The 18,298-nt window shown below is 65.2% G+C and carries 18 protein-coding genes; 13 read left to right on the forward strand and 5 right to left on the reverse strand.

Annotated features, from left to right (window positions below; translation table 11 throughout):
• Positions 1-44 precede the first annotated feature (44 nt).
• The 3 genes from GLR48_RS12955 to miaA all read right to left on the reverse strand — a co-directional run bounded on the left by GLR48_RS12955 (position 45) and on the right by miaA (position 3,750).
• Positions 45-1,721 carry an ABC transporter substrate-binding protein gene (locus GLR48_RS12955; protein ID WP_237062061.1) on the reverse strand — a complete coding sequence of 559 codons (1,677 nt, stop codon included), beginning with the start codon at positions 1,719-1,721 and terminating at the stop codon, positions 45-47.
• A 216-nt stretch (positions 1,722-1,937) separates the two neighbouring features.
• A complete protein-coding gene (locus tag GLR48_RS12960) occupies positions 1,938-2,777 on the reverse strand; it encodes a helix-turn-helix transcriptional regulator (protein WP_237062062.1) in 840 nt (279 codons plus the stop codon).
• Positions 2,778-2,841: 64 nt separating this feature from the next.
• Complete coding sequence (miaA, locus tag GLR48_RS12965; RefSeq protein WP_237062063.1) at positions 2,842-3,750, reverse strand: tRNA (adenosine(37)-N6)-dimethylallyltransferase MiaA; 909 nt, start codon at positions 3,748-3,750, stop codon at positions 2,842-2,844.
• A 99-nt stretch (positions 3,751-3,849) separates the two neighbouring features.
• Between miaA and pyrH the strand changes: the two genes are divergently transcribed.
• The 13 genes from pyrH to lpxB all read left to right on the forward strand — a co-directional run bounded on the left by pyrH (position 3,850) and on the right by lpxB (position 15,992).
• Positions 3,850-4,572: a UMP kinase gene (gene pyrH / locus GLR48_RS12970; RefSeq protein ID WP_237062065.1), complete on the forward strand. Its 723-nt coding sequence runs from the start codon at positions 3,850-3,852 to the stop codon at positions 4,570-4,572.
• Positions 4,573-4,691: 119 nt separating this feature from the next.
• Positions 4,692-5,252 carry a ribosome recycling factor gene (gene frr, locus GLR48_RS12975; protein WP_237062067.1) on the forward strand — a complete coding sequence of 187 codons (561 nt, stop codon included), beginning with the start codon at positions 4,692-4,694 and terminating at the stop codon, positions 5,250-5,252.
• Positions 5,253-5,312: 60 nt separating this feature from the next.
• Complete coding sequence (gene uppS, locus GLR48_RS12980; RefSeq protein ID WP_237062072.1) at positions 5,313-6,050, forward strand: polyprenyl diphosphate synthase; 738 nt, start codon at positions 5,313-5,315, stop codon at positions 6,048-6,050.
• A gap of 1 nt (position 6,051) precedes the next feature.
• A complete protein-coding gene (locus GLR48_RS12985; protein ID WP_336886628.1) occupies positions 6,052-6,855 on the forward strand; it encodes a phosphatidate cytidylyltransferase in 804 nt (267 codons plus the stop codon).
• Positions 6,852-8,021: a 1-deoxy-D-xylulose-5-phosphate reductoisomerase gene (gene dxr, locus GLR48_RS12990; protein WP_237062074.1), complete on the forward strand. Its 1,170-nt coding sequence runs from the start codon at positions 6,852-6,854 to the stop codon at positions 8,019-8,021. Before GLR48_RS12985 ends, dxr begins: the two co-directional genes overlap by 4 nt.
• A gap of 4 nt (positions 8,022-8,025) precedes the next feature.
• Positions 8,026-9,348 (forward strand): RIP metalloprotease RseP, encoded by a 1,323-nt coding sequence (gene rseP / locus GLR48_RS12995; RefSeq protein WP_237062076.1) that lies wholly within the window; start codon positions 8,026-8,028, stop codon positions 9,346-9,348.
• A 69-nt stretch (positions 9,349-9,417) separates the two neighbouring features.
• Positions 9,418-9,543: a hypothetical protein gene (locus GLR48_RS25680; protein ID WP_272911407.1), complete on the forward strand. Its 126-nt coding sequence runs from the start codon at positions 9,418-9,420 to the stop codon at positions 9,541-9,543.
• A gap of 120 nt (positions 9,544-9,663) precedes the next feature.
• Positions 9,664-12,021 carry an outer membrane protein assembly factor BamA gene (bamA, locus tag GLR48_RS13000; protein ID WP_237062077.1) on the forward strand — a complete coding sequence of 786 codons (2,358 nt, stop codon included), beginning with the start codon at positions 9,664-9,666 and terminating at the stop codon, positions 12,019-12,021.
• A complete protein-coding gene (locus tag GLR48_RS13005) occupies positions 12,021-12,698 on the forward strand; it encodes an OmpH family outer membrane protein (RefSeq protein ID WP_237062081.1) in 678 nt (225 codons plus the stop codon). Before bamA ends, GLR48_RS13005 begins: the two co-directional genes overlap by 1 nt.
• Positions 12,699-12,791: 93 nt before the next feature.
• Positions 12,792-13,265, forward strand: a complete 474-nt coding sequence (fabZ, locus tag GLR48_RS13010) for a 3-hydroxyacyl-ACP dehydratase FabZ (RefSeq protein ID WP_237062083.1) — start codon at positions 12,792-12,794, stop codon at positions 13,263-13,265.
• A complete protein-coding gene (gene lpxA / locus GLR48_RS13015; protein WP_237062084.1) occupies positions 13,265-14,044 on the forward strand; it encodes an acyl-ACP--UDP-N-acetylglucosamine O-acyltransferase in 780 nt (259 codons plus the stop codon). The genes fabZ and lpxA overlap by 1 nt, the downstream gene beginning before the upstream one ends.
• Positions 14,044-14,859: an LpxI family protein gene (locus GLR48_RS13020; protein ID WP_237062085.1), complete on the forward strand. Its 816-nt coding sequence runs from the start codon at positions 14,044-14,046 to the stop codon at positions 14,857-14,859. The genes lpxA and GLR48_RS13020 overlap by 1 nt, the downstream gene beginning before the upstream one ends.
• Entirely contained in the window at positions 14,856-15,992 is a 1,137-nt protein-coding gene (lpxB, locus tag GLR48_RS13025; protein ID WP_237062086.1) for a lipid-A-disaccharide synthase, read from the forward strand. The genes GLR48_RS13020 and lpxB overlap by 4 nt, the downstream gene beginning before the upstream one ends.
• Before the next feature lie 71 nt (positions 15,993-16,063).
• On the opposite strand, the gene GLR48_RS13030 is transcribed toward lpxB, so the two are convergent.
• Both GLR48_RS13030 and GLR48_RS13035 read right to left on the reverse strand, forming a co-directional pair.
• Positions 16,064-17,299 carry a hypothetical protein gene (locus GLR48_RS13030; protein ID WP_237062087.1) on the reverse strand — a complete coding sequence of 412 codons (1,236 nt, stop codon included), beginning with the start codon at positions 17,297-17,299 and terminating at the stop codon, positions 16,064-16,066.
• A gap of 130 nt (positions 17,300-17,429) precedes the next feature.
• Positions 17,430-18,293 (reverse strand): DMT family transporter, encoded by an 864-nt coding sequence (locus GLR48_RS13035; protein WP_237062088.1) that lies wholly within the window; start codon positions 18,291-18,293, stop codon positions 17,430-17,432.
• Positions 18,294-18,298 lie beyond the last annotated feature (5 nt).

Genomic DNA, 18,298 nt, shown 5'->3' on the forward strand with positions numbered 1-18,298 from the left:
GTATTTTCGACCAGAAGAAGGAGCGGCGGCGGGGTCGGGGTCGGTCAGTCGGGGGCGGCGGGGGCCGCGAAGCCGAACGCATAAAGGCGCGGCAGATAGCTGATGTTCATCTCTCCGCCCAGAACGCCTGGCCTCACGTGGCGGAAGATGGAGCGCCAGTAGGGCTGCAGCACCACACCCTCGTCGCGCATGATCGTCTGCAGTTCGGCCATGACCCTGCGCCGCCGGTCCGCGTCGGCGATGGCGCTGGCCTCTTCCAACAGGCTGTCGAAGGCCGGGTTGGCAAAGCCCGACTCGTTCCACGCCTCGCCGGACCGGTAGGCCAGCGCATAGATCTGGATTCCCAGCGGACGGTGGTTCCAGTCGGTCGATGAAAACGGATAGGTCGTCCAGTTCGCGGCAAAGGTGCTGCCCGGCACGCTCGTGCGTTTCACTTTGAAACCCGCGTCGCGCAACTGGGCCGCCACCGCGTCGGTCGTGTTCTTGCGCCAGTCGTCATCGACGGAGGTGATCTCCATCTCGTAGTCCTGCATCCCCGCCTCGGTCATCAGGGCGAGGGCTGCGGCCGGATCGACCGCGATCGCGGGAATGTCGGCCCATTCGGGGTGCATTGGCCCTACGTGCATGTTGCGCGCCACCTCGCCCCGGTCGGCATAGCCCAGTTCCAGACAGACGGCCGGGTCGACGGCCATGGCGATGGCCCGGCGCACGCGGACGTCTGCATAGGGCTTGCGTCCGTCGACCTCTGCCTGCTGGTTGGGCCGGATCACGATGGTGGAGCCGGAGGCGACCTGACTTTTCTGCCAGCCCATGCTGTCGAGGATCTCGACGTAATCGCCGACGGTCTCGTAGATCACGTCGATCTCGTCGGCTGCGGCGGCGGCGACGAAGGCCGATGGGTCGGTGCCGTAGTCGATGAATTCGAACCGGTCGATGGCGGCACCCTTGCCGGCGGCATAGCCCCACCAGTCGTGGTCCGCGTTGCGCACCAGCACGGCCCTGACGCCGACCTCGACCGCTTCGGGCAGATAGGGACCGGTGCCCTTGGCGCGCGTGATCATGTCAGCGGCGTCAAAGCCTGCGGGCACGATCTGCGCGGGGTAATCGGACATGCCCGCGATCAGGCTGATATCGGGCCGCGGCAGCGTCAGTTGCACGGTCAGATCATCCGGCGTGGTGATCGCACCGGCAATCGCCTGTCCCGTTTCAGGGTCGATCAGCGTGGCCATGCGACCGGCCATGGAATTGCCGTCGACCGACTTGTCGCACCATCCCGCGATGTTGCGCGCCACGTCGGCCGCCGTGAACGGCGTGCCGTCGTTCCAGGTCACCCCCGGGCGGACATGCAGGGTATAGACTGTGGCATCGTCATTGACCTCCCACCTGTCGAGCAGCCAGGGTCCGAAGGTGCCGTCGTTGTGGTATTCCACCAGATATTCCAGCCAGCCTGCCGTGATATAGGCGATCTGCGGCCAGTCGAAGGCGCGCGGATCGCGCGGCGCCCGCACCTCCATCTGCATCCGCAACGTGCCACCCAGCACAATGGGTTCCGCGGCCCTTGCAGGGGCTTGCAGCCCCAGCAGACCGTAGGCCGCACTCGCGGTCACGCCCAGCGCCGTGGTCCGGGTCAGGAAGGCGCGGCGGTCAAGTTGGCCCTGCGCCACTTCGTCCGCATACATGCGGGCCGCCGGATGAAACCACGTCGTGATTGTCTGTGTCATGGGCAAGCTTCCGGTCGCAGGCGGAGGGGGAGGATCGTGTTCGACGCATCATCCACACCATCGGCCGGTCACGACATCCGCATTTCTGATCCTGCACATCAGGCCTCATGACGACGGTCAGGTCAATGCGCAGACGCACACGTTTTCACGACACGACGCTGTGGCCGCGCCATGGCAAGGCCGACAGGCGATCCTGTCGCGGGGCGCGGTCGTCTGTCAGATGTGCCGTTGGGCCGTGCCGCCGCGCCGGAAGGCGCTCGGGCTTTGACCGGCGCGGGCCTGAAAGGCGCGGCTGAAATAGGCGGCGGACTGGAACCCGGTGGCGCTGGCGATCTCCTGCACCGGCGTCGTGGTGTCGCGCAGCAGGACGCAGGCCTCGTAATGGCGGCGATTGGCCAGCAGCGCCAATGCCGACTGACCGCAGGTCTGACGGCAGCAGCGGGTCAGATGCGTCGGCGTAACCCCCATCTGCGCGGCATATTGCGCTACCCCCCAGTCGGACCGGAAATGCTGTTCCACCAAGGCGGTATAGGCCGCCACAAGGCGTGCGGCACTGGTATGCGCCCGGTCACCGGCGGGGTCGGCCGCCTGCAGCGCGACCTGGCGCGCCAGATAGACCGACAGCAGGCCCGCGTGGTAATGCGCCGCCCTGCGGTGCTGCGGCCGGTCGGAGTGCAATTCACGCTCCAGCCCCTCCAGCAGGGCCAGCAGTTCCTTCTGCGAGGCGACGTCCTTCAGACGCAAGTGGACGGGGCGATCCGGCCATTCGGCGGCCATCGCCCCCGGCACCGCCATGATCTGGCCAAAGACCGCAGGCCCCATCTCGAACCCGTACATCGTGCCGGCGGGGATGAAGATCAGGTTGTTGGCGCCGTATCCGCTGGTCAGTCCGGCGACGGTGATCCGGCCCTGACCGCGCGCAAAGAAGATCAGCCGCGGTGTCGCATGGCTGCGCATGGCTTCCGTGCGCCAGCGGTTGGCCAGCGGGCCCTGTCCCAACGCGTGCAAGGCCAGAGCCGTCGGTTGCGGCGACATCGGGCTGGCATCTTGTGGCATGGCGCAGGATTCCTGTCAGGGGTCCCCCAAGTCTGCGGTGACGGCTGGTTCAAAACAATCCCGTTTATCGGATCAGGGCCGCCACGGCGGTGGATAAGTCCGTTTCGGCGGCATTCAGCCGGTGCCAGGCCTTCATCCGTGCGCTGAACCACGTCCTTTGCCGCTTGGCATACTGGCGCGTGGCAATGATCGCGGCGGTCCGCGCCTGCGTCAGCGGGATGTCGCCGTTCAGATGCGCAATCAACTCGGCCGCCCCGATGGCACGCGCGGACCGGTCGGCGGGGTCCCACTGCGGTCGGATTGCCGCGGCCTCGTCCAGCACGCCGGCGTCCAGCATCTGGTCAAAGCGCCTTTCGATCCGCGGCGTCAGCCAGTCGCGCGGCGCCTCGATCAGCAGGGGCAGCGTGCTCTGCAGCGGCAGCAGCGGTGGCGGGGTGGCGTCCTGCCAGTCGGACAGGCTGCGGCCCGTCGTCTCCAGCACCTCCCAGGCGCGCTGAACGCGCATCCGGTTGGCCGTGTCGATCCGCGCGCGGGTGGCCGCATCGATCTGCGCCAGCAGGGCGGGCAGGGGCAGGGCATCGGCACGAAGGCGCACGGCGGGCGGCGTCGGCGGAATCTCCACCAGCCCCTCGGTCAGCGCGGTGAAATAGAGCCCCGTGCCGCCCACGATGATCGGACGCGCGCCGTCCAGCAGCGGGGCCACATCGCGCAGCCAGTGGCCGACGGAATAATCGCCCTTCAGCGGCACATGACCGTAAAGCGCGTGCGGCGCCTGTGCCAGATCGGCATCAGAGGGGCGCGCCGTCAGCAGCCGCCAGCCGTCGAAGACCTGCAAGGCGTCCGCATTGATGATGATACCGCCCTGCGTCCGCGCGATCGCCACCGCCAGCGCCGACTTGCCGCTGGCGGTGGGCCCCGCGATCAGGACCGGCGTGTCGGGGGACAGGGACGGGGGCATCGGGACTTTCTGCATGGGGGCCGACCTGCGGCATTGAACCTTCGGCCCATATGCTTCATTTTGCGCCGCAGCGAAAGCAGCACCCCCACCGCCCCAGCAAAGGATCCCCTCCCCATGACCGAAAACCGGACCAAGTACGGGCGCGTGATGCTCAAGATTTCGGGCGAGGCCCTCATGGGCGACACCGCCTTCGGCCTGCATCCCCCCACGGTCCAGCGCATCGCGCGCGAGGTCAAGTCGGTGCACGACATGGGGGTCGAGATCTGCATGGTCATCGGCGGCGGCAACATCTTTCGCGGCCTGCAAGGGTCCGCGCAGGGCATGGAACGCACCACCGCCGACTACATGGGCATGCTGGCGACGGTGATGAATGCGCTGGCGATGCAATCGGCACTGGAAGAGCTGAAGATCCACACCCGCGTCATCTCGGCGATTCCGATGGATCAGGTGTGCGAGCCCTACATCCGCCGCCGCGCCGTCCGCCACCTTGAGAAAAAGCGCGTCTGCATCTTTGCCGCCGGCACCGGAAATCCATATTTCACGACCGACACGGCGGCGACTTTGCGTGCGAATGAAATGAGTTGCGAGGCGATCTTTAAGGGCACCAAGGTCGACGGCGTCTACGACAAGGACCCCAAAAAGCACCCCGACGCCAAGCGCTACGAGCGGATCAGCTATGACGAGGTGCTGCAAAAGCACCTGGGCGTCATGGACGCCAGCGCCATCGCACTGGCCCGCGACAACCACCTGCCCATCATCGTGTTCAGCCTCGATGACACGGGCGGCTTCAAGGGAATCCTTGCGGGCGAGGGAACATCGACCACCGTGCACGATTGACCATGCGCGGGTTCCGCCACACTGCGCAAAACACGCTGACGGTGACCTATACATTTTAACGTCTTTGCCCTAAGAGCGGGCAAAGCAGGCACTTTGCCGCGAGACAGAGCAAGACGAATATGGCTGACGATTTCGAACTCGATACCGATGACCTCGCCCGCCGCATGGACGGCGCCATCGCCAACCTGCGCGTGGAATTGGCGTCCCTGCGCACGGGGCGGGCCTCTGGCTCGATGCTGGAACCGATCATGGTGGATGCCTACGGCAGCCCCACGCCGATCAACCAGGTCGGCACCGTGAACGTGCCGGAACCCCGGATGGTGACGATCAACGTCTGGGACAAGGGCCTTGTGAACAAGGTCGAAAAGGCGATCCGCGAAAGCGGTCTGGGGATCAATCCGCAGATGAACGGCACGATCATCATGCTGCCGATCCCGGAATTGAACGAAGAGCGGCGTCGCGAGTTGACCAAGGTCGCGGGCCAATACGCCGAAAGTACGCGCGTCGCGATCCGCAACCTGCGCCGCGACGGCATGGACCAGATCAAGAAGGCCAAGGACGGCATGGCCGAGGACGACCAGAAGTTCTGGGAATCCGCCGTGCAGGAACTGACCGACGCGCACATCAGACGCGTCGACGAGACGCTGGAGACCAAGCAAGCCGAGATCATGCAGGTCTGACGAAGCGGTGGCTTCACAACGGTCCGCCGCAGGCAGGCCGAGCAGGACGGAAAGAGGCATATGCCCAAGGACGACATCAAGTTGAGCGACGCGACCACCGGGCCGAACCACGTCGCCGTCATCATGGACGGCAACGGGCGCTGGGCACAGCAGCGCGGTCGCCCGCGTCTGTTCGGGCACCATGCCGGCGCGCGCCGCGTCCGAGAGATCGTCCGGGCCTGCCCCGACGAAGGCGTCAAGTATCTGACGATCTTCGCCTTCTCGACCGAGAACTGGAAGCGCACCCAGACCGAAGTCTCTGGCCTCATGGCCCTTTTCCGCCGCTACATCATGCGCGAGGCCAAGGCGCTGTTCGACGAGGGCGTCCGCGTCCGCTTCATCGGCGACCGCATCAAGCTTGACGACAAGCTGGTGCGCCTGATGGACAACCTCGAACTTTTCACCGCCGGCAACGACAAGGTGCATCTGACGATCGCCCTGAACTACGGTGGCCGCGACGAGGTCACCCGCGCCGCCCAACGTCTGGCCTTCGAGGTGGAGCAGGGGCGTCTGTCCTACAAGGACGTCGACGCGGAAACGCTGTCGAAGTTCCTCGACACCCGCTTTCTGCCGGACCCGGATCTGGTGATCCGCACCAGCGGCGAGGCGCGGATCAGCAACTTCCTGCTGTGGCAGTCCGCCTACGCGGAATACGAATTCATCGACACGCTCTGGCCTGACTTCTCGAAAGAGGTCTTTGCCCAGGTGCTGTCGGGCTACGGCAAGCGCGAGCGTCGGTTCGGCGCCGTTCTGGCCTGACGTGAGCCCGACACCATCAAGTTCCGGCAAGTGGGACGACCTGACCGTGCGCCTGCTGTCGAGCGCGGCGATGGTCGTCGTGGGCGCCATCGGCGTGATGTTGGGCGGCGTCTGGTTCCAGATGATGGTGGTCTTCGTGACCGCCGTGATGATCTGGGAACTTTGGATGATGATCGCGCCCGACCTGCCCACGCCGGGCATGTTGCAGGCCGCGCTGACCGCCTCCGTCCTGTCGGGCATGCTGGTCCATGCCTCCACCCTCGGACTTCTGCTGTTTCTGGTGGTGCCGGTCGTCGGGTCCTACATGGTCAAGCACGAACGCCTGTCGTTCTTCTGCTTCTCACTGGGCATCCAGATCGCAGGTTGGGGCTTGGTCCGGTTCCGCGAAGATTATGATTTCCAATGGATTCTCTGGCTGATCTGCGTCGTCGTGGCGACGGACGTCTTCGGCTACATGATCGGCCGCGCCGTGGGCGGGCCGAAATTCTGGCCCAAGGTCAGCCCGAAAAAGACATGGTCCGGCACCGCCGGCGGCTGGATCGCGGCGGGCGTCATCGGCTATATCTTCACGCTTTTTACCACGGCGGGGTACGAGATCGTTCTGCTGTCGATGATCCTCAGCTTTGCCAGCCAGTTGGGCGACGTCGCCGAAAGCGCGCTGAAGCGGCGGATGAAGGTCAAGGACAGCTCGACCCTGATCCCCGGCCACGGCGGGCTGTTCGACCGGTTCGACGCGCTGCTGGGGGCGTCGCTGTTCATGCTCTTCGTCGCAGGCACCTTCAACGTCCCCGGAGTGGCCTTTTGAGGCGCATCTCGATCCTGGGTGCGACCGGGTCCATCGGGCAAAGCACCATCGACCTGATCCGGCGCGACCCGGGCGCCTATGACGTCGTGGCCCTCACGGGGGGCTGCAATGCAAAGCTTTTGGCCAAGGATGCCAAGGACCTGCGTGCCGACGTTGCGGTGGTCGATAGCGCCGAGTGCTTTGCCGAACTGACAGACCTGCTGGCCGGCACGGGGATCGAGGTCGCCTGCGGCGCCGCCGCCATCGCCGATGCGGCGCGGCGCCCCGCCGACTGGATCATGTCCGCCATCGTCGGCGCCGCCGGCCTGCCGCCGGGCATGGCGGCCCTTGAACAGGGCACGACGCTGGCGCTCGCCAACAAGGAATCGCTGGTCACCGCAGGCCCCCTGCTGCTGTCGACCGCCGCGCGCCACGGTGCCACGATCCTGCCGGTGGATAGCGAGCATTCGGCCGTGTTCCAGGCGATGGTGGGCGAGGATATCTCTGCGGTCGAACGCATCGTCATCACCGCCTCGGGTGGCGCCTTCCGCGACTGGCCGCTGGAACGGTTGAAGACCGCGACCTTGGCCGAGGCCTCCAGCCATCCGAACTGGGCCATGGGGCAACGGATCACGATCGACAGCGCCTCGATGTTCAACAAGGCGCTGGAACTGATTGAGACGAAAGAGTTCTTCGGCATTGCGCCGGAGAAGATCGAAGCGCTCGTCCACCCGGAATCCCTGATCCACGCCCTTGTCGGGTTCAACGATGGCGCGCTGATGGCCCACGTCGGCCCGCCCGACATGCGCCACGCCATCGGTTACGCCCTGCACTGGCCCGACCGCAGGCACCTGCCGGTCGCGCGTCTGGACCTCGCGCAGATCGGCCAGCTGACCTTTCGCGCCCCGGACGAAGCGCGCTGGCCCGCCTTGCGTCTGGCACGTGAAGTCATGGCGGCAGGTGGCCTGATGGGGGCCGTTTTCAACGCCGCGAAAGAGGCGGCACTCGACGCCTTCATCGCGGGGCGCATTGGTTTCATGGACATGAGCGGGGTCGTGGAAGACGCGCTCGCCAAATTGTCAGCACAGGGGGGTCAGCATAATGCCCCGATTGACCTACATACGATCATGGACATCGACCGTCTGACGCGCAGCCGCGTCGCGGAAAGCTTGAAATACCGGGGATGACACAGTGGATCTGACGCAACTTCTGCCGCAATTGGGCGGTGGCCTGTTCACCCTTCTGGCCTTCGTGGTTTCGCTCTCGATCATCGTGGCGATCCACGAATACGGCCATTACATCGTCGGGCGCTGGTCCGGGATCCATGCAGAGGTCTTCTCGCTCGGCTTCGGGCCGGTGATTTATTCCCGCACGGACAAGCGCGGCACGGTCTGGCAGATCGCGGCGCTGCCGTTTGGCGGCTACGTCAAGTTTCTGGGCGATGCGAACGCGGCCAGCGTCGGTGGCACCGACGATGTCGCCGGGCGCGATCCGCGCAACACCATGCTGGGCGCACCGCTTTGGGCGCGCGCGGCGACGGTGGCGGCGGGGCCGGTGTTCAACTTCATCCTCGCCGTGGTCCTGTTCGCCGCCTACCTGATGGTCACCGGCAGGCCCAGCGACCCCGTCACCTACAAGGACGAGGTGGCGCTGCCGCCCGCCTATGCGTCGGAACTGGAACCGGGCGACCAGATCGTGAAGGTCGGCGACATCGTCATGGGCGGCGACGTCAGCCTCGACACCCTGCCGATCACCGACCGCGTCGATTACACGGTGCGCCGCGACGGATCAGAGGTTGTGGTGCAGGGGCCCTATCCGCTGCCGCCGCGCGCCTCGGGCGTCACGCCACGCTCTGCCGCCGACGATGCGGGTGTGCGGATCGGTGACGTCATCACCGCGATCGACGGCCAACCCGTCTTTGCCTTTCGCCAGATCATCGATGTGGTCAACGCCGCCGACGGCCAACCTCTCGACCTGACGATCTGGCGCGATGGCGCCACACGCGACGTCACGCTCGCCCCGCGCCGCATGGACCTTCCGAAAGCCGACGGCACGTTCGAGACGCGCTGGCTGATCGGGATCAACGGCGACCTGTTCTTTCAAACCACCACTGACAACATTGCGCCCTGGACGGCGGTCTGGCTGGCGCTCAAGCAGCTGTGGTTCACGATCACCATGTCGCTGTCGGCCCTGTCGCACATGATCAGCGGCGACATTTCCACCTGCAGCCTGTCCGGCCCGGTCGGCATCGCCCAGACCAGCGCCACGATGGCGGGGCAGGGGCTGGGGTCCTACATGAGCTTTATCGCCGTGCTCTCTGCCGGTGTCGGCCTGTTGAACCTGTTCCCGATCCCGATCCTCGACGGCGGGCATCTGGTGTTCTACGCCTACGAGGCCGTGGCGCGCCGCAAGCCGTCGGAACGGGCGATGAACGTGATGATGATCGGCGGTCTGACGATCATCGCGGCGATGATGATCTTCTCGATCCTCAACGACCTGCTGCTTTGCCCGTAAGGGCGGCAATCGCCATATTTCTGCCCCAAACCTGCGTCATACCTTCATCCGGATCAGAAGGAGAGTACGATGCAGACCATGACCAAAGGCTACAAAAGCGTCAGTACACTGGTGACGCTGAACTGGGATCGCATGCTGATGACGGCCGCCATGATTGCCGCTTTGTATGCTGGCGCCTACGTTGCGCTGATCTAAATGTAACGCTTGCCGCGCGATCTGCGCGGCATACCACATTGAGTGCTTGTTCGTTTTGACATCCTGACTCGGACCAAGTAATTCCGATGTAACAGGGACCGACGGATTGCAGGCGCACACATGATATTGAAGACTCCTGGCGGCACGATGCCCGTTGCAACGCTGGTTTTGCGGGGTCTCATGCTCGCGACTGTCCTGCTTTTGACGCTGGTCGCGGGGCGGGCACTGGCCCAGACCTACGCCTTCAACGCCGTGCAGATCGAAGGCAACCAGCGCGTCGCCGACAGCACCATCCTGTCTTTCGCGGGGATCAGCCGGGGCGAGGCGATCACCGCCGACCAGCTGAACAGCGCCGGGCAGAAAATCCGCGACTCCGGCCTGTTCGAAAGCGTCGACGTGCAGGCGCAGGGCAACACCCTTGCGATCACGGTCGTCGAATTTCCCACGATTAGTCAGGTTGCAGTCGAAGGCAACCGCAAGCTGAACGACGCGGAATTCCTGCCGATCCTCGAAAGCCAGCCGCGCAAGATTTATTCGCCCGCGACGGTCGAACGCGATGTGGCAACGATTGCGGGTCTTTACGCCTCCAAGGGGCGGATCAACGCTTCTGTCACGCCGCGCATCATCCGTCAGGCCGACAACCGCGTCGATCTGGTGTTCGAAGTGCAGGAATCCGGCGTGACCGAGGTGCAGCGCATCACCTTCGTCGGCAACCGCAGCTTCTCCGACCGCCGTCTGCGCGGCGTGCTGGAAACCAAGCAGGCGGGCCTGCTGCGGTCTATCATCACGCGCGACACCTATTCGGCCGAGCGGATCAATTTCGACAAGCAGGTGCTGACAGACTTCTACCAGTCGCGCGGTTACGCCGATTTTACCCTGCAGAACGTCGATGTCACTCTGACGCGCGAACGTGACGCCTACCTGATCACCTACAACATCCGTGAAGGGCAGCGTTTCAGCTTCGGCAACGTCTCGGCCAGCTCTGCCCTGCCAGAGGTTGATGTCGCCTCTTACCAGAACGCGCTTACGACCCGGACGGGCATGACCTATTCGCCCGGTCAGGTCGATCGCGACATCGCCCGTCTGGAACGGCTTGCGATCCAGCAGGGCCTGACCTTCGTCGCCGTCGAACCCGAAATCACCCGCAACGACCGCGACCTGTCGCTGAACGTCGACTACAAGCTGATCCGCGGCCCGCGCATCTTTGTCGAACGCATCGACATCGAAGGCAACTCCACCACCCTCGACCGCGTCGTGCGCAACCAGTTCCGCACCGTCGAAGGCGACCCCTTCAACCCGCGAGAGATCCGTCAGGCCGCCGACCGCATCCGCGCCCTCGGCTTCTTTACCACGACCGATGTCAACGCCCGCGAAGGCACCACGCCGGAACAGGTCATCATCGACGTGAACGTCGAAGAAGCCCCTACCGGCTCTCTGTCGTTCGGTGCAAACTACAACACGGATAATGGTGTCGGCCTTGTCGCAGCCTTTAAGGAAGCGAACTTCCTCGGCCGGGGCCAATCGCTCAGCTTCGAGATTTCGACCGCCACGTCGAACCGGGTCGTCAGCTTCGGCTTTGCCGAGCCGAACTTTCTGGGCCGTGACCTGCGCGCAGGGATCGACCTGAGCTATCGCACGACCAACAACCAGAACGCCGACTACGACACCGAGAATTTCCGCATCGCGCCCAGCCTGACCTTTCCGGTCAGCGAAAGCGGTCGCCTGACAACCTATACGGCGCTGTCCTACGATGATCTGACCGGTGCCGACGGCGACGGCGTCAGCCCCTTCATCAAGGAAGAGGCGGCACTGGACGCGGTGATCAACGGATCTGTCGGCTACAACTATTCCTTCGACAACCGCCGCACCGGACTGGACCCGACGTCGGGTTACGTCTTCCGTTTCGGTCAGGAATTCGGGTTTGGCGACACCCGGTTCATCAAGACGACGGCACTGGCTGCCGCCGAAACCAAGGTCCTGAACGAAGACGTCACCCTGCGTGCCACGATCGAGGGCGGGCATCTGGCCTATCAGGACGGCTTCAGCCGCGTGACCGACCGCTTCTTCCTCAACGGCAACACGTTCCGCGGGTTTGATGCAAACGGTGTCGGGCCGCGCGACTACCAGACCGTGACCGACGTCGACGGCGTCACCACGGTTGCCGTCGATGACGCGCTGGGGGGTAACAGTTATGCCGTTGCCCGGCTGGAGGCCGAATTCCCGCTGGGTCTGCCAGAGGAATACGGCATCACCGGCGGTGCCTTTGTCGATTACGGCTCTGTCTGGGATGTCGGCCGCACGGTACCAGCGGGAACGAACATCCTGTACAACGGCTTCACACCGCGCGCGACGGCGGGTCTGTCGATCTTCTGGACCACGCCGCTGGGGCCGCTGCGCTTCAACTTCACCGAACCCCTGAAGGCCGAGAAGTTCGACCAGACCAAGGCGTTCGACGTGACGATCTCGACGCAGTTCTGATGCGGGGCAGGCTGGCGGTGGCGGTGGCGGCAGCCGTGCTGCTGGTCACCCCGGCGGTGGCGCAGGACGCCCCACCGCAGCCGGTCGGTGCCCCGGTGCTGATCCTCGACAGCGACAGGCTTTACCTCGATTCCGCCTACGGGCAGACGATCCGCGACGGGCTGGAGGCGCAGGCCGCCGACCTGAAGGCCGAAAACGACCGGATCGTCGCCGCACTGACCGACGAGGAACGCAGCCTGACCCAGCGGCGTCCGACCATGGCGCCGGATGTATTTCGCGCCGAGGCGAATGCCTTCGACGTCAAGGTGCAGGGCATCCGGCGCGCCCGGGACGCCAAGGAAGTGGCGCTCGAAGACGCGCGCCTCAAGGCGCGCGACAACTTTTTCAACACGGTGCGCGACATCGTCGGGCAGTTGATGCTGGAACGCGGTGCCACGGTCATCATGGACCGCCGCTCGGTTTTTCTGGCGCTGTCGGCGGCGGATCTGACCGACGAGGCGATTGCCCGCATCGATGCCGCGATGCTGGAATCCGGCCCCAGTCCGCAGGCTGACCCCCTGCCGCTGGTCGAAGGTCCGACCAACCCCGAGGCACTTACACCCGATGCACCGGCCCCGGATGCGCTGGCGGACCCTGCGCCGCAGGACAGCCTCGACCCGAACCCGCTGAACCCCTGACGCAGGCTCCCTTGCCCGATGCGGGGTGGCTTGCTAATCAGGGCGGGGCGCGTCAGGGATGCGCCAACCTGACCCCAAGGATGACACCGCCCCATGACCGATGCCCCGACCCAGCCGATCACGTCCTGCGACATCCAGTTGATCCAGGCGATCCTGCCGCACCGGTATCCTTTCCTGCTGGTCGACCGGGTGCAGGACATCGACGGCACGTCGTCCGCCGTCGGCATCAAGAATGTCACCATGAACGAGCCGCACTTTCAGGGGCATTTCCCCGGCGCGCCGATCATGCCCGGTGTGACCATCATCGAAGCGATGGCCCAGACCGCCGGCGTCATGGTCGGCGCCTCGATGGGGCTGATCAACGGCGATCTGCTGATCTATTTCATGTCCATCGACGGCTGCAAGTTCCGCCGCAAGGTGATCCCGGGCGACCGCATGATGATGAAGATCACCACCCTGCGCGGCAAGCCCGGCGCCAAGGTCTGGAAATTCCACGGCCGCGCCGAGGTCGACGGAGAGCTGGCCTGCGAATGCGAATTCGCCGCCATGCTGGACATGCGCAGCTGATGCCCGACATTCACCCCAGCGCCGTCGTCGCCGACGGCGCCGTCATCGGCGAAGGCTGTGTGATCGGCCCGCTCTGCGTCTTGGGTGCGCAGGTCGTGCTGGGTGCGCGGGTGACATTGAAAAGCCATGTCGTCGTGACCGGCGATACCCACATCGGCGACGACACCACCATCTTTCAGTTCGCGGTGATCGGAGAGATCCCACAGGACCTGAAGTTCGGCGGCGAGGACACGCGCCTGCGCATCGGCGCGCGCAACCGCATCCGCGAACATGTCACCGTGAACTGTGGCACCGCCGGCGGCGGCGGTCTGACCCAAATCGGCGAGGACTGCCTGCTGATGGCGGGCTGTCACGTCGCCCACGATTGCAGGATCGGCAACCGGGTCATCGTCGTGAACTCCAGCGCTGTCGCCGGCCATTGCGTGCTCGAAGATGACGTCATCGTCGGCGGCCTGTCCGGCATCCACCAGTTCGTGCGGATCGGGCAGGGGGCCATCATCGGGGCGCTGTCGATGGTCACCAACGACGTGATCCCGCACGGCCTCGTCATGGGGCCGCGCGCGACGCTGGAAGGTCTGAACCTCGTCGGTCTGAAACGGCGCGGCATGGCGCGCGCCGACATCGCGGCCCTCCGCCGCGCCTACGATATCCTGCGCGACGGCGAGGGTACGTTCCACGCCCGGGCCGAGGCGCTGGACGGCACCGACACGGTCGCCGTGCGCCAGATCCTCGATTTCATCAGGGGCGACAGCGACCGCAGCTTTCTGACACCGCACTGATGCTGGCGCTGATTGCCGGCACCGGCGATCTGCCCCCTGCGGTGCTGCAGGCCCTGCCGACGCGCCCCCTGATCTGTGCGCTGGCGGGCTTTGTGCCCAAGGTCACCCCCGACATCACCTTCCGGATCGAGCGTCTGGGCGGCTTCCTGCGCGATCTGCACACCCGCGGCGTCACGCAGATCTGCATGGTCGGTGCCATCCGCAGGCCACCGGTCCGGTTGCAGTCCCTCGACCTTGCGACCCTGACCCTCGTGCCGACGATCTGGCGCGCCCTGCGGCGTGGCGACGACGGTGCCCTGCGCGCCTTTATCGCCGTGCTGGAACGGCGCGGCTTCACCGTTCTGGGCGCGCACGAGGTCGCCCCTGCGCTGTTACCGCCCGTCGGCGTGCTGACGCAGGTGCAGCCGCAGGACCGCCACCGGATCGACGCCGTTGTGGGCGAGGGGCATCTGGTCGGCATGGGCGCCGCCGATCTGGGGCAGGCCTGCATCGTGCGCGACGGCCATGTCGTCGATGCCGAAGATGACAGTGGCACCGATGCGCTATTGTTGCGTCATGAGACTCTTCAAGATGACCGGATCGCCGCATCCGACCGCACCGGCGGCATCCTGTTCAAGGGGCCCAAGCCCCAACAGGACCGTCGCGCCGATCTGCCGGTCGTGGGTGTGGGCACCGTGATGAACGCTGCCGCTGCGGGCCTCGCCGGTCTGGTGATCGAAGCGGACGGCGTGATGGTGCCAGACCGTGCGGGCGTGATCGAGACGCTGGATGCGCTCGGCATGTTCCTGTGGGTCAGACCGAAGGGGGTGATATGAAGGTTTTCGTGATTGCGGGCGAGCCGTCCGGTGATGCCTTGGGCGGGGCCGTGATGGCGGGCCTACACGACGTGGCGCCGGGCGTCACCTTCGACGGTGTCGGCGGGCCGCTGATGCAGGCGCAGGGACTGGTCAGCCGCTTTCCGATGGACGAACTCAGCGTCATGGGGCTGGCAGAGGTGCTGCCGAAATACCGCGCCCTGAAACGCCGCATTGCCGAAATGGCAGAGGCCGTGATCGCCACCAGACCCGACGTCCTGCTGACCATCGACAGCCCCGATTTCTGCCTGCGGGTGGCCAAGCTGGTCAAGGCGCAGTCCGACATCCGCACGATCCACTACGTGGCCCCCACCGTCTGGGCCTGGCGTCCGGGCCGCGCGGCCAAGATGGCGCGCCACATCGACCATGTTCTGGCCCTTTTCCCGTTCGAGCCGCCGCTGATGCAGGCCGCCGGCATGACCTGCGACTTCGTGGGCCACCCGGTCGTCGCACACCCCATCGCGACCGACGCCGAGGCTGCCGCCTTCCGTGCGGATCACGCCTTGGGCGCCGGGCCCGTCGTGCTGGCCTTACCGGGGTCGCGCCGGGGCGAGGTCTCTCGCCTCGCCGATCGTTTTGGCGGCGCCCTGCGCCTGTTGCAGCAGACCAGTCCCGGGCTGCGCGTCGTGGTGCCCAGCGCGGGTCCGGTCGCGGACATGGTGCGCCAGGTCACGCAGGATTGGCCGGGCCAGCCGGTCCTGATCGCACCGGGTGATGCAGCGGCCAAACGGGCTGCGTTCCGCGCGGCGGATGTCGCACTTGCCGCGTCTGGGACCGTCTCTCTCGAACTCGCGGCGGCGGGCACGCCGATGGTGATCGCCTATGACATGAACTGGCTGTCGCGCCAGATCATCGGACAGATGCTGCTGGTCGATACGGTCACGCTGGTCAATCTGGTGTCCGACACCCGCACCGTGCCCGAGTTCATCGGCGCCGACTGCACATCGTCCCGCATCGCGGACGGGTTACGCGCCGTTCTGGCCGACCCGCAGGCGCAGCAGGCGGCGATGGCGCTGACGATGGACCGTCTGGGGCGGGGCGGGGATGCGCCGGGGCTGCGCGCGGCCCGGTCGGTGCTGGCGCACAGCGGCTGACCGCGCTGTCATGACGTGGAACGCAAAAAGCCCCGGCCGGAACCGGGGCTTTGCGCTGCATGTCGCAGGGATTAGAAGCGGTAGCCGACCGAGACACCCACCGCCACGGCGTCGTTGTCCGCGAAAAAGGTGTTAGTCGTGCTCGTGTCGTCGTTACCCTCCCCGAACTTGATGTACTCGACACCGCCGGTGATCTTGAAGGCATCCTTAGTGTAAGTGCCGCCGATCCCGAAAGACGTTGATCCGTCCGTCGGCGCCAACCGGGACAGGTCGTCGCCGTTGCCAGGCTCGTAGGTGACGCGCACGAATCCCGAAATAGCGTCGTTGAACTTTCGACCAACGCCAAGACGGTAGGTCGTGCTGTCGCTGTCGATCCCCGTCACATCCTGCCCACTCGTGAGATCGACGTAACCGGCAGGGCGCACGTGCCAGTCAGACCATGTCGCATGGCGGATCGACCCGAAGACCAGCGTATCCTTGGCCACGCCCGACTGGAAATCGAGCGTGTAAACGTCCGGCATCGAGATCGAGGTGGTGGAACGGGGTAGATCGGCGCCGCCGAATGTCTCGGTTGTACCGAATTTGTGTGTGTAGCCTGTTTCATAGGTCAAGGCGACACGCAGGGCAATTTCGGGACGCTCGTACGCCGCGCCGATGATATAGCTGGTCTGGCGATCCTTTTCCGCATGGGCGGTATATGTGAATCGTCCCGTCAGCGCGCTTGCGGGGTCGAGAATGGCCTGCGCCTGTGCGCCAAGTTGCTGCGCCTGCGCCAGATCGCCGGCCTGCTGTGCGGCCGCGGCTGCGGTGGCAGCCGCTTTTGCGGTCGATGCGCCAAGCAACTGGCTCGGGATTACGATATTGGCTTCCGATTCGATACTGCGGACGCCGCCGTAAACGCTGATCGCGGGCGTGACCTTATATTTCATCACGATGGTCTGGCCGTTCGAATCCCACTCGGCCGACAATCCGCGATAAAAGCCCTGAGGATAGTTCGCGTCGGCCCCAAACGGTTGATTGAAAAACAGGCCCAAGGCCAGCCGCGGTGTAAGGTCGTATTTGAGCGAGCCCGACAACGTGCTGAAGTCTTTCGACATCACCCCGGTCGAACCGTTTCCGCCGAATGTGGCGTAGGGTTCCTGATAGTTGCCAGAGACGCTCGGCTTGACCGCCGCGTAGGACAGTTCGACGTAATTGCCCTGCTCGAACAGGATGCCGTAGTTTGTCAGGTTGCGGTCGATACCGGCCGCCTGCGCCGCCGTCGTGCCCAACAAGAATGCTGCCGTAATCTTCATCATCTGCTTCATGTCTCCGTCCCCGCCATGAAAATGTTTCCTCGTGGCTGAACCTTTAGACACAGATATGAACCGTCAATTGACGACGCAGCGTCAAAATGGAAGGCGGGCAAAATCTGTGACCAGTTTGCACGACACGCCCTCAGGCGCGGGCGGTCTGGCCGCGCGTGATGTTCAGATAGTTGCCGGCAAAGATCAGTGCGGCGCCCAGCAGGATCCACGGATCGATGACCTCGGCGTAGACCAGCGCGCCGACGATCGCGATGGTCGGCAGGCGCACGAAGTCGATGGGCATGACCACCGATGCGGGCGCCAGCGACAGGGCGGTTGTCAGGCAGAAGTGCGCAAACAGGCCCGCACAGCCGATCAGCACCAGCCAGGGCAGGGTGATGGCATTCGGCAGGGCGATGTCGCCGTCGTAACCGGCGCAGACCAGACCAAAGACCGCCTGCATCGTCGTCAGGTAGAACAGGATGCAGGTGATCGTCTGCGTCCGCGTCAGCTTGCGCGTAAAGATCGCGGAGAAGGCAAATCCGATGGCGCAGAGTGCTGCCGCGATCAGGCCGGGCGACAGCGGTGCGCTGCCGGGGCGTGTGACGACCAGCACGCCGATGAACCCGATCAGCGCCGCGATGCTGCCGACCCGCGTCAGACGCTCTCCCAGCAGCAGCGGCGACATCAGCAGCACCCAGATCGGAGAGGTGAATTCCAGCGCGAAGACCTGCGCGAGCGGGATCGCCGTAATCGCAAAGAACCACAGGTTCTGACCCGTGAAATGCGCCGCGTTGCGGACAGCATGCAGCCCGAGCTGTTGGCGGTTGATCTGCCGCCATGTCCCCGACAGCCCCGCCACCGTGCACACGATGACGATACCCATCAGGCTGCGATACAACATGATTTCAAAGGTATCGAGGGCGAAGCTTACCTGCCGCCCGGCAATGGCCATGGAGGTGAACGACACGATCGCGCCGATCATCCACAGACAGGCGCGCAGGGTGGTGCTCATGCGGC

Origin of the sequence: Loktanella sp. M215 (genome assembly GCF_021735925.1) — a bacterium.
Taxonomy (GTDB): domain Bacteria; phylum Pseudomonadota; class Alphaproteobacteria; order Rhodobacterales; family Rhodobacteraceae; genus Loktanella.

Bases quoted from the DNA above. Each gene is read 5' to 3' on its own strand.
- GLR48_RS12955 (WP_237062061.1), bottom strand. From the start codon at position 1,721: ATGACACAGACAATCACGACGTGGTTTCATCCGGCGGCCCGCATGTAT.
- GLR48_RS12960 (WP_237062062.1), bottom strand. From the start codon at position 2,777: ATGCCACAAGATGCCAGCCCGATGTCGCCGCAACCGACGGCTCTGGCC.
- miaA (WP_237062063.1), bottom strand. From the start codon at position 3,750: ATGCAGAAAGTCCCGATGCCCCCGTCCCTGTCCCCCGACACGCCGGTC.
- pyrH (WP_237062065.1), top strand. From the start codon at position 3,850: ATGACCGAAAACCGGACCAAGTACGGGCGCGTGATGCTCAAGATTTCG.
- frr (WP_237062067.1), top strand. From the start codon at position 4,692: ATGGCTGACGATTTCGAACTCGATACCGATGACCTCGCCCGCCGCATG.
- uppS (WP_237062072.1), top strand. From the start codon at position 5,313: ATGCCCAAGGACGACATCAAGTTGAGCGACGCGACCACCGGGCCGAAC.
- GLR48_RS25680 (WP_272911407.1), top strand. From the start codon at position 9,418: ATGCAGACCATGACCAAAGGCTACAAAAGCGTCAGTACACTGGTGACG.
- bamA (WP_237062077.1), top strand. From the start codon at position 9,664: ATGATATTGAAGACTCCTGGCGGCACGATGCCCGTTGCAACGCTGGTT.
- GLR48_RS13005 (WP_237062081.1), top strand. From the start codon at position 12,021: ATGCGGGGCAGGCTGGCGGTGGCGGTGGCGGCAGCCGTGCTGCTGGTC.
- fabZ (WP_237062083.1), top strand. From the start codon at position 12,792: ATGACCGATGCCCCGACCCAGCCGATCACGTCCTGCGACATCCAGTTG.
- lpxA (WP_237062084.1), top strand. From the start codon at position 13,265: ATGCCCGACATTCACCCCAGCGCCGTCGTCGCCGACGGCGCCGTCATC.
- GLR48_RS13020 (WP_237062085.1), top strand. From the start codon at position 14,044: ATGCTGGCGCTGATTGCCGGCACCGGCGATCTGCCCCCTGCGGTGCTG.
- lpxB (WP_237062086.1), top strand. From the start codon at position 14,856: ATGAAGGTTTTCGTGATTGCGGGCGAGCCGTCCGGTGATGCCTTGGGC.
- GLR48_RS13030 (WP_237062087.1), bottom strand. From the start codon at position 17,299: ATGAAGCAGATGATGAAGATTACGGCAGCATTCTTGTTGGGCACGACG.
- GLR48_RS13035 (WP_237062088.1), bottom strand. From the start codon at position 18,293: ATGAGCACCACCCTGCGCGCCTGTCTGTGGATGATCGGCGCGATCGTG.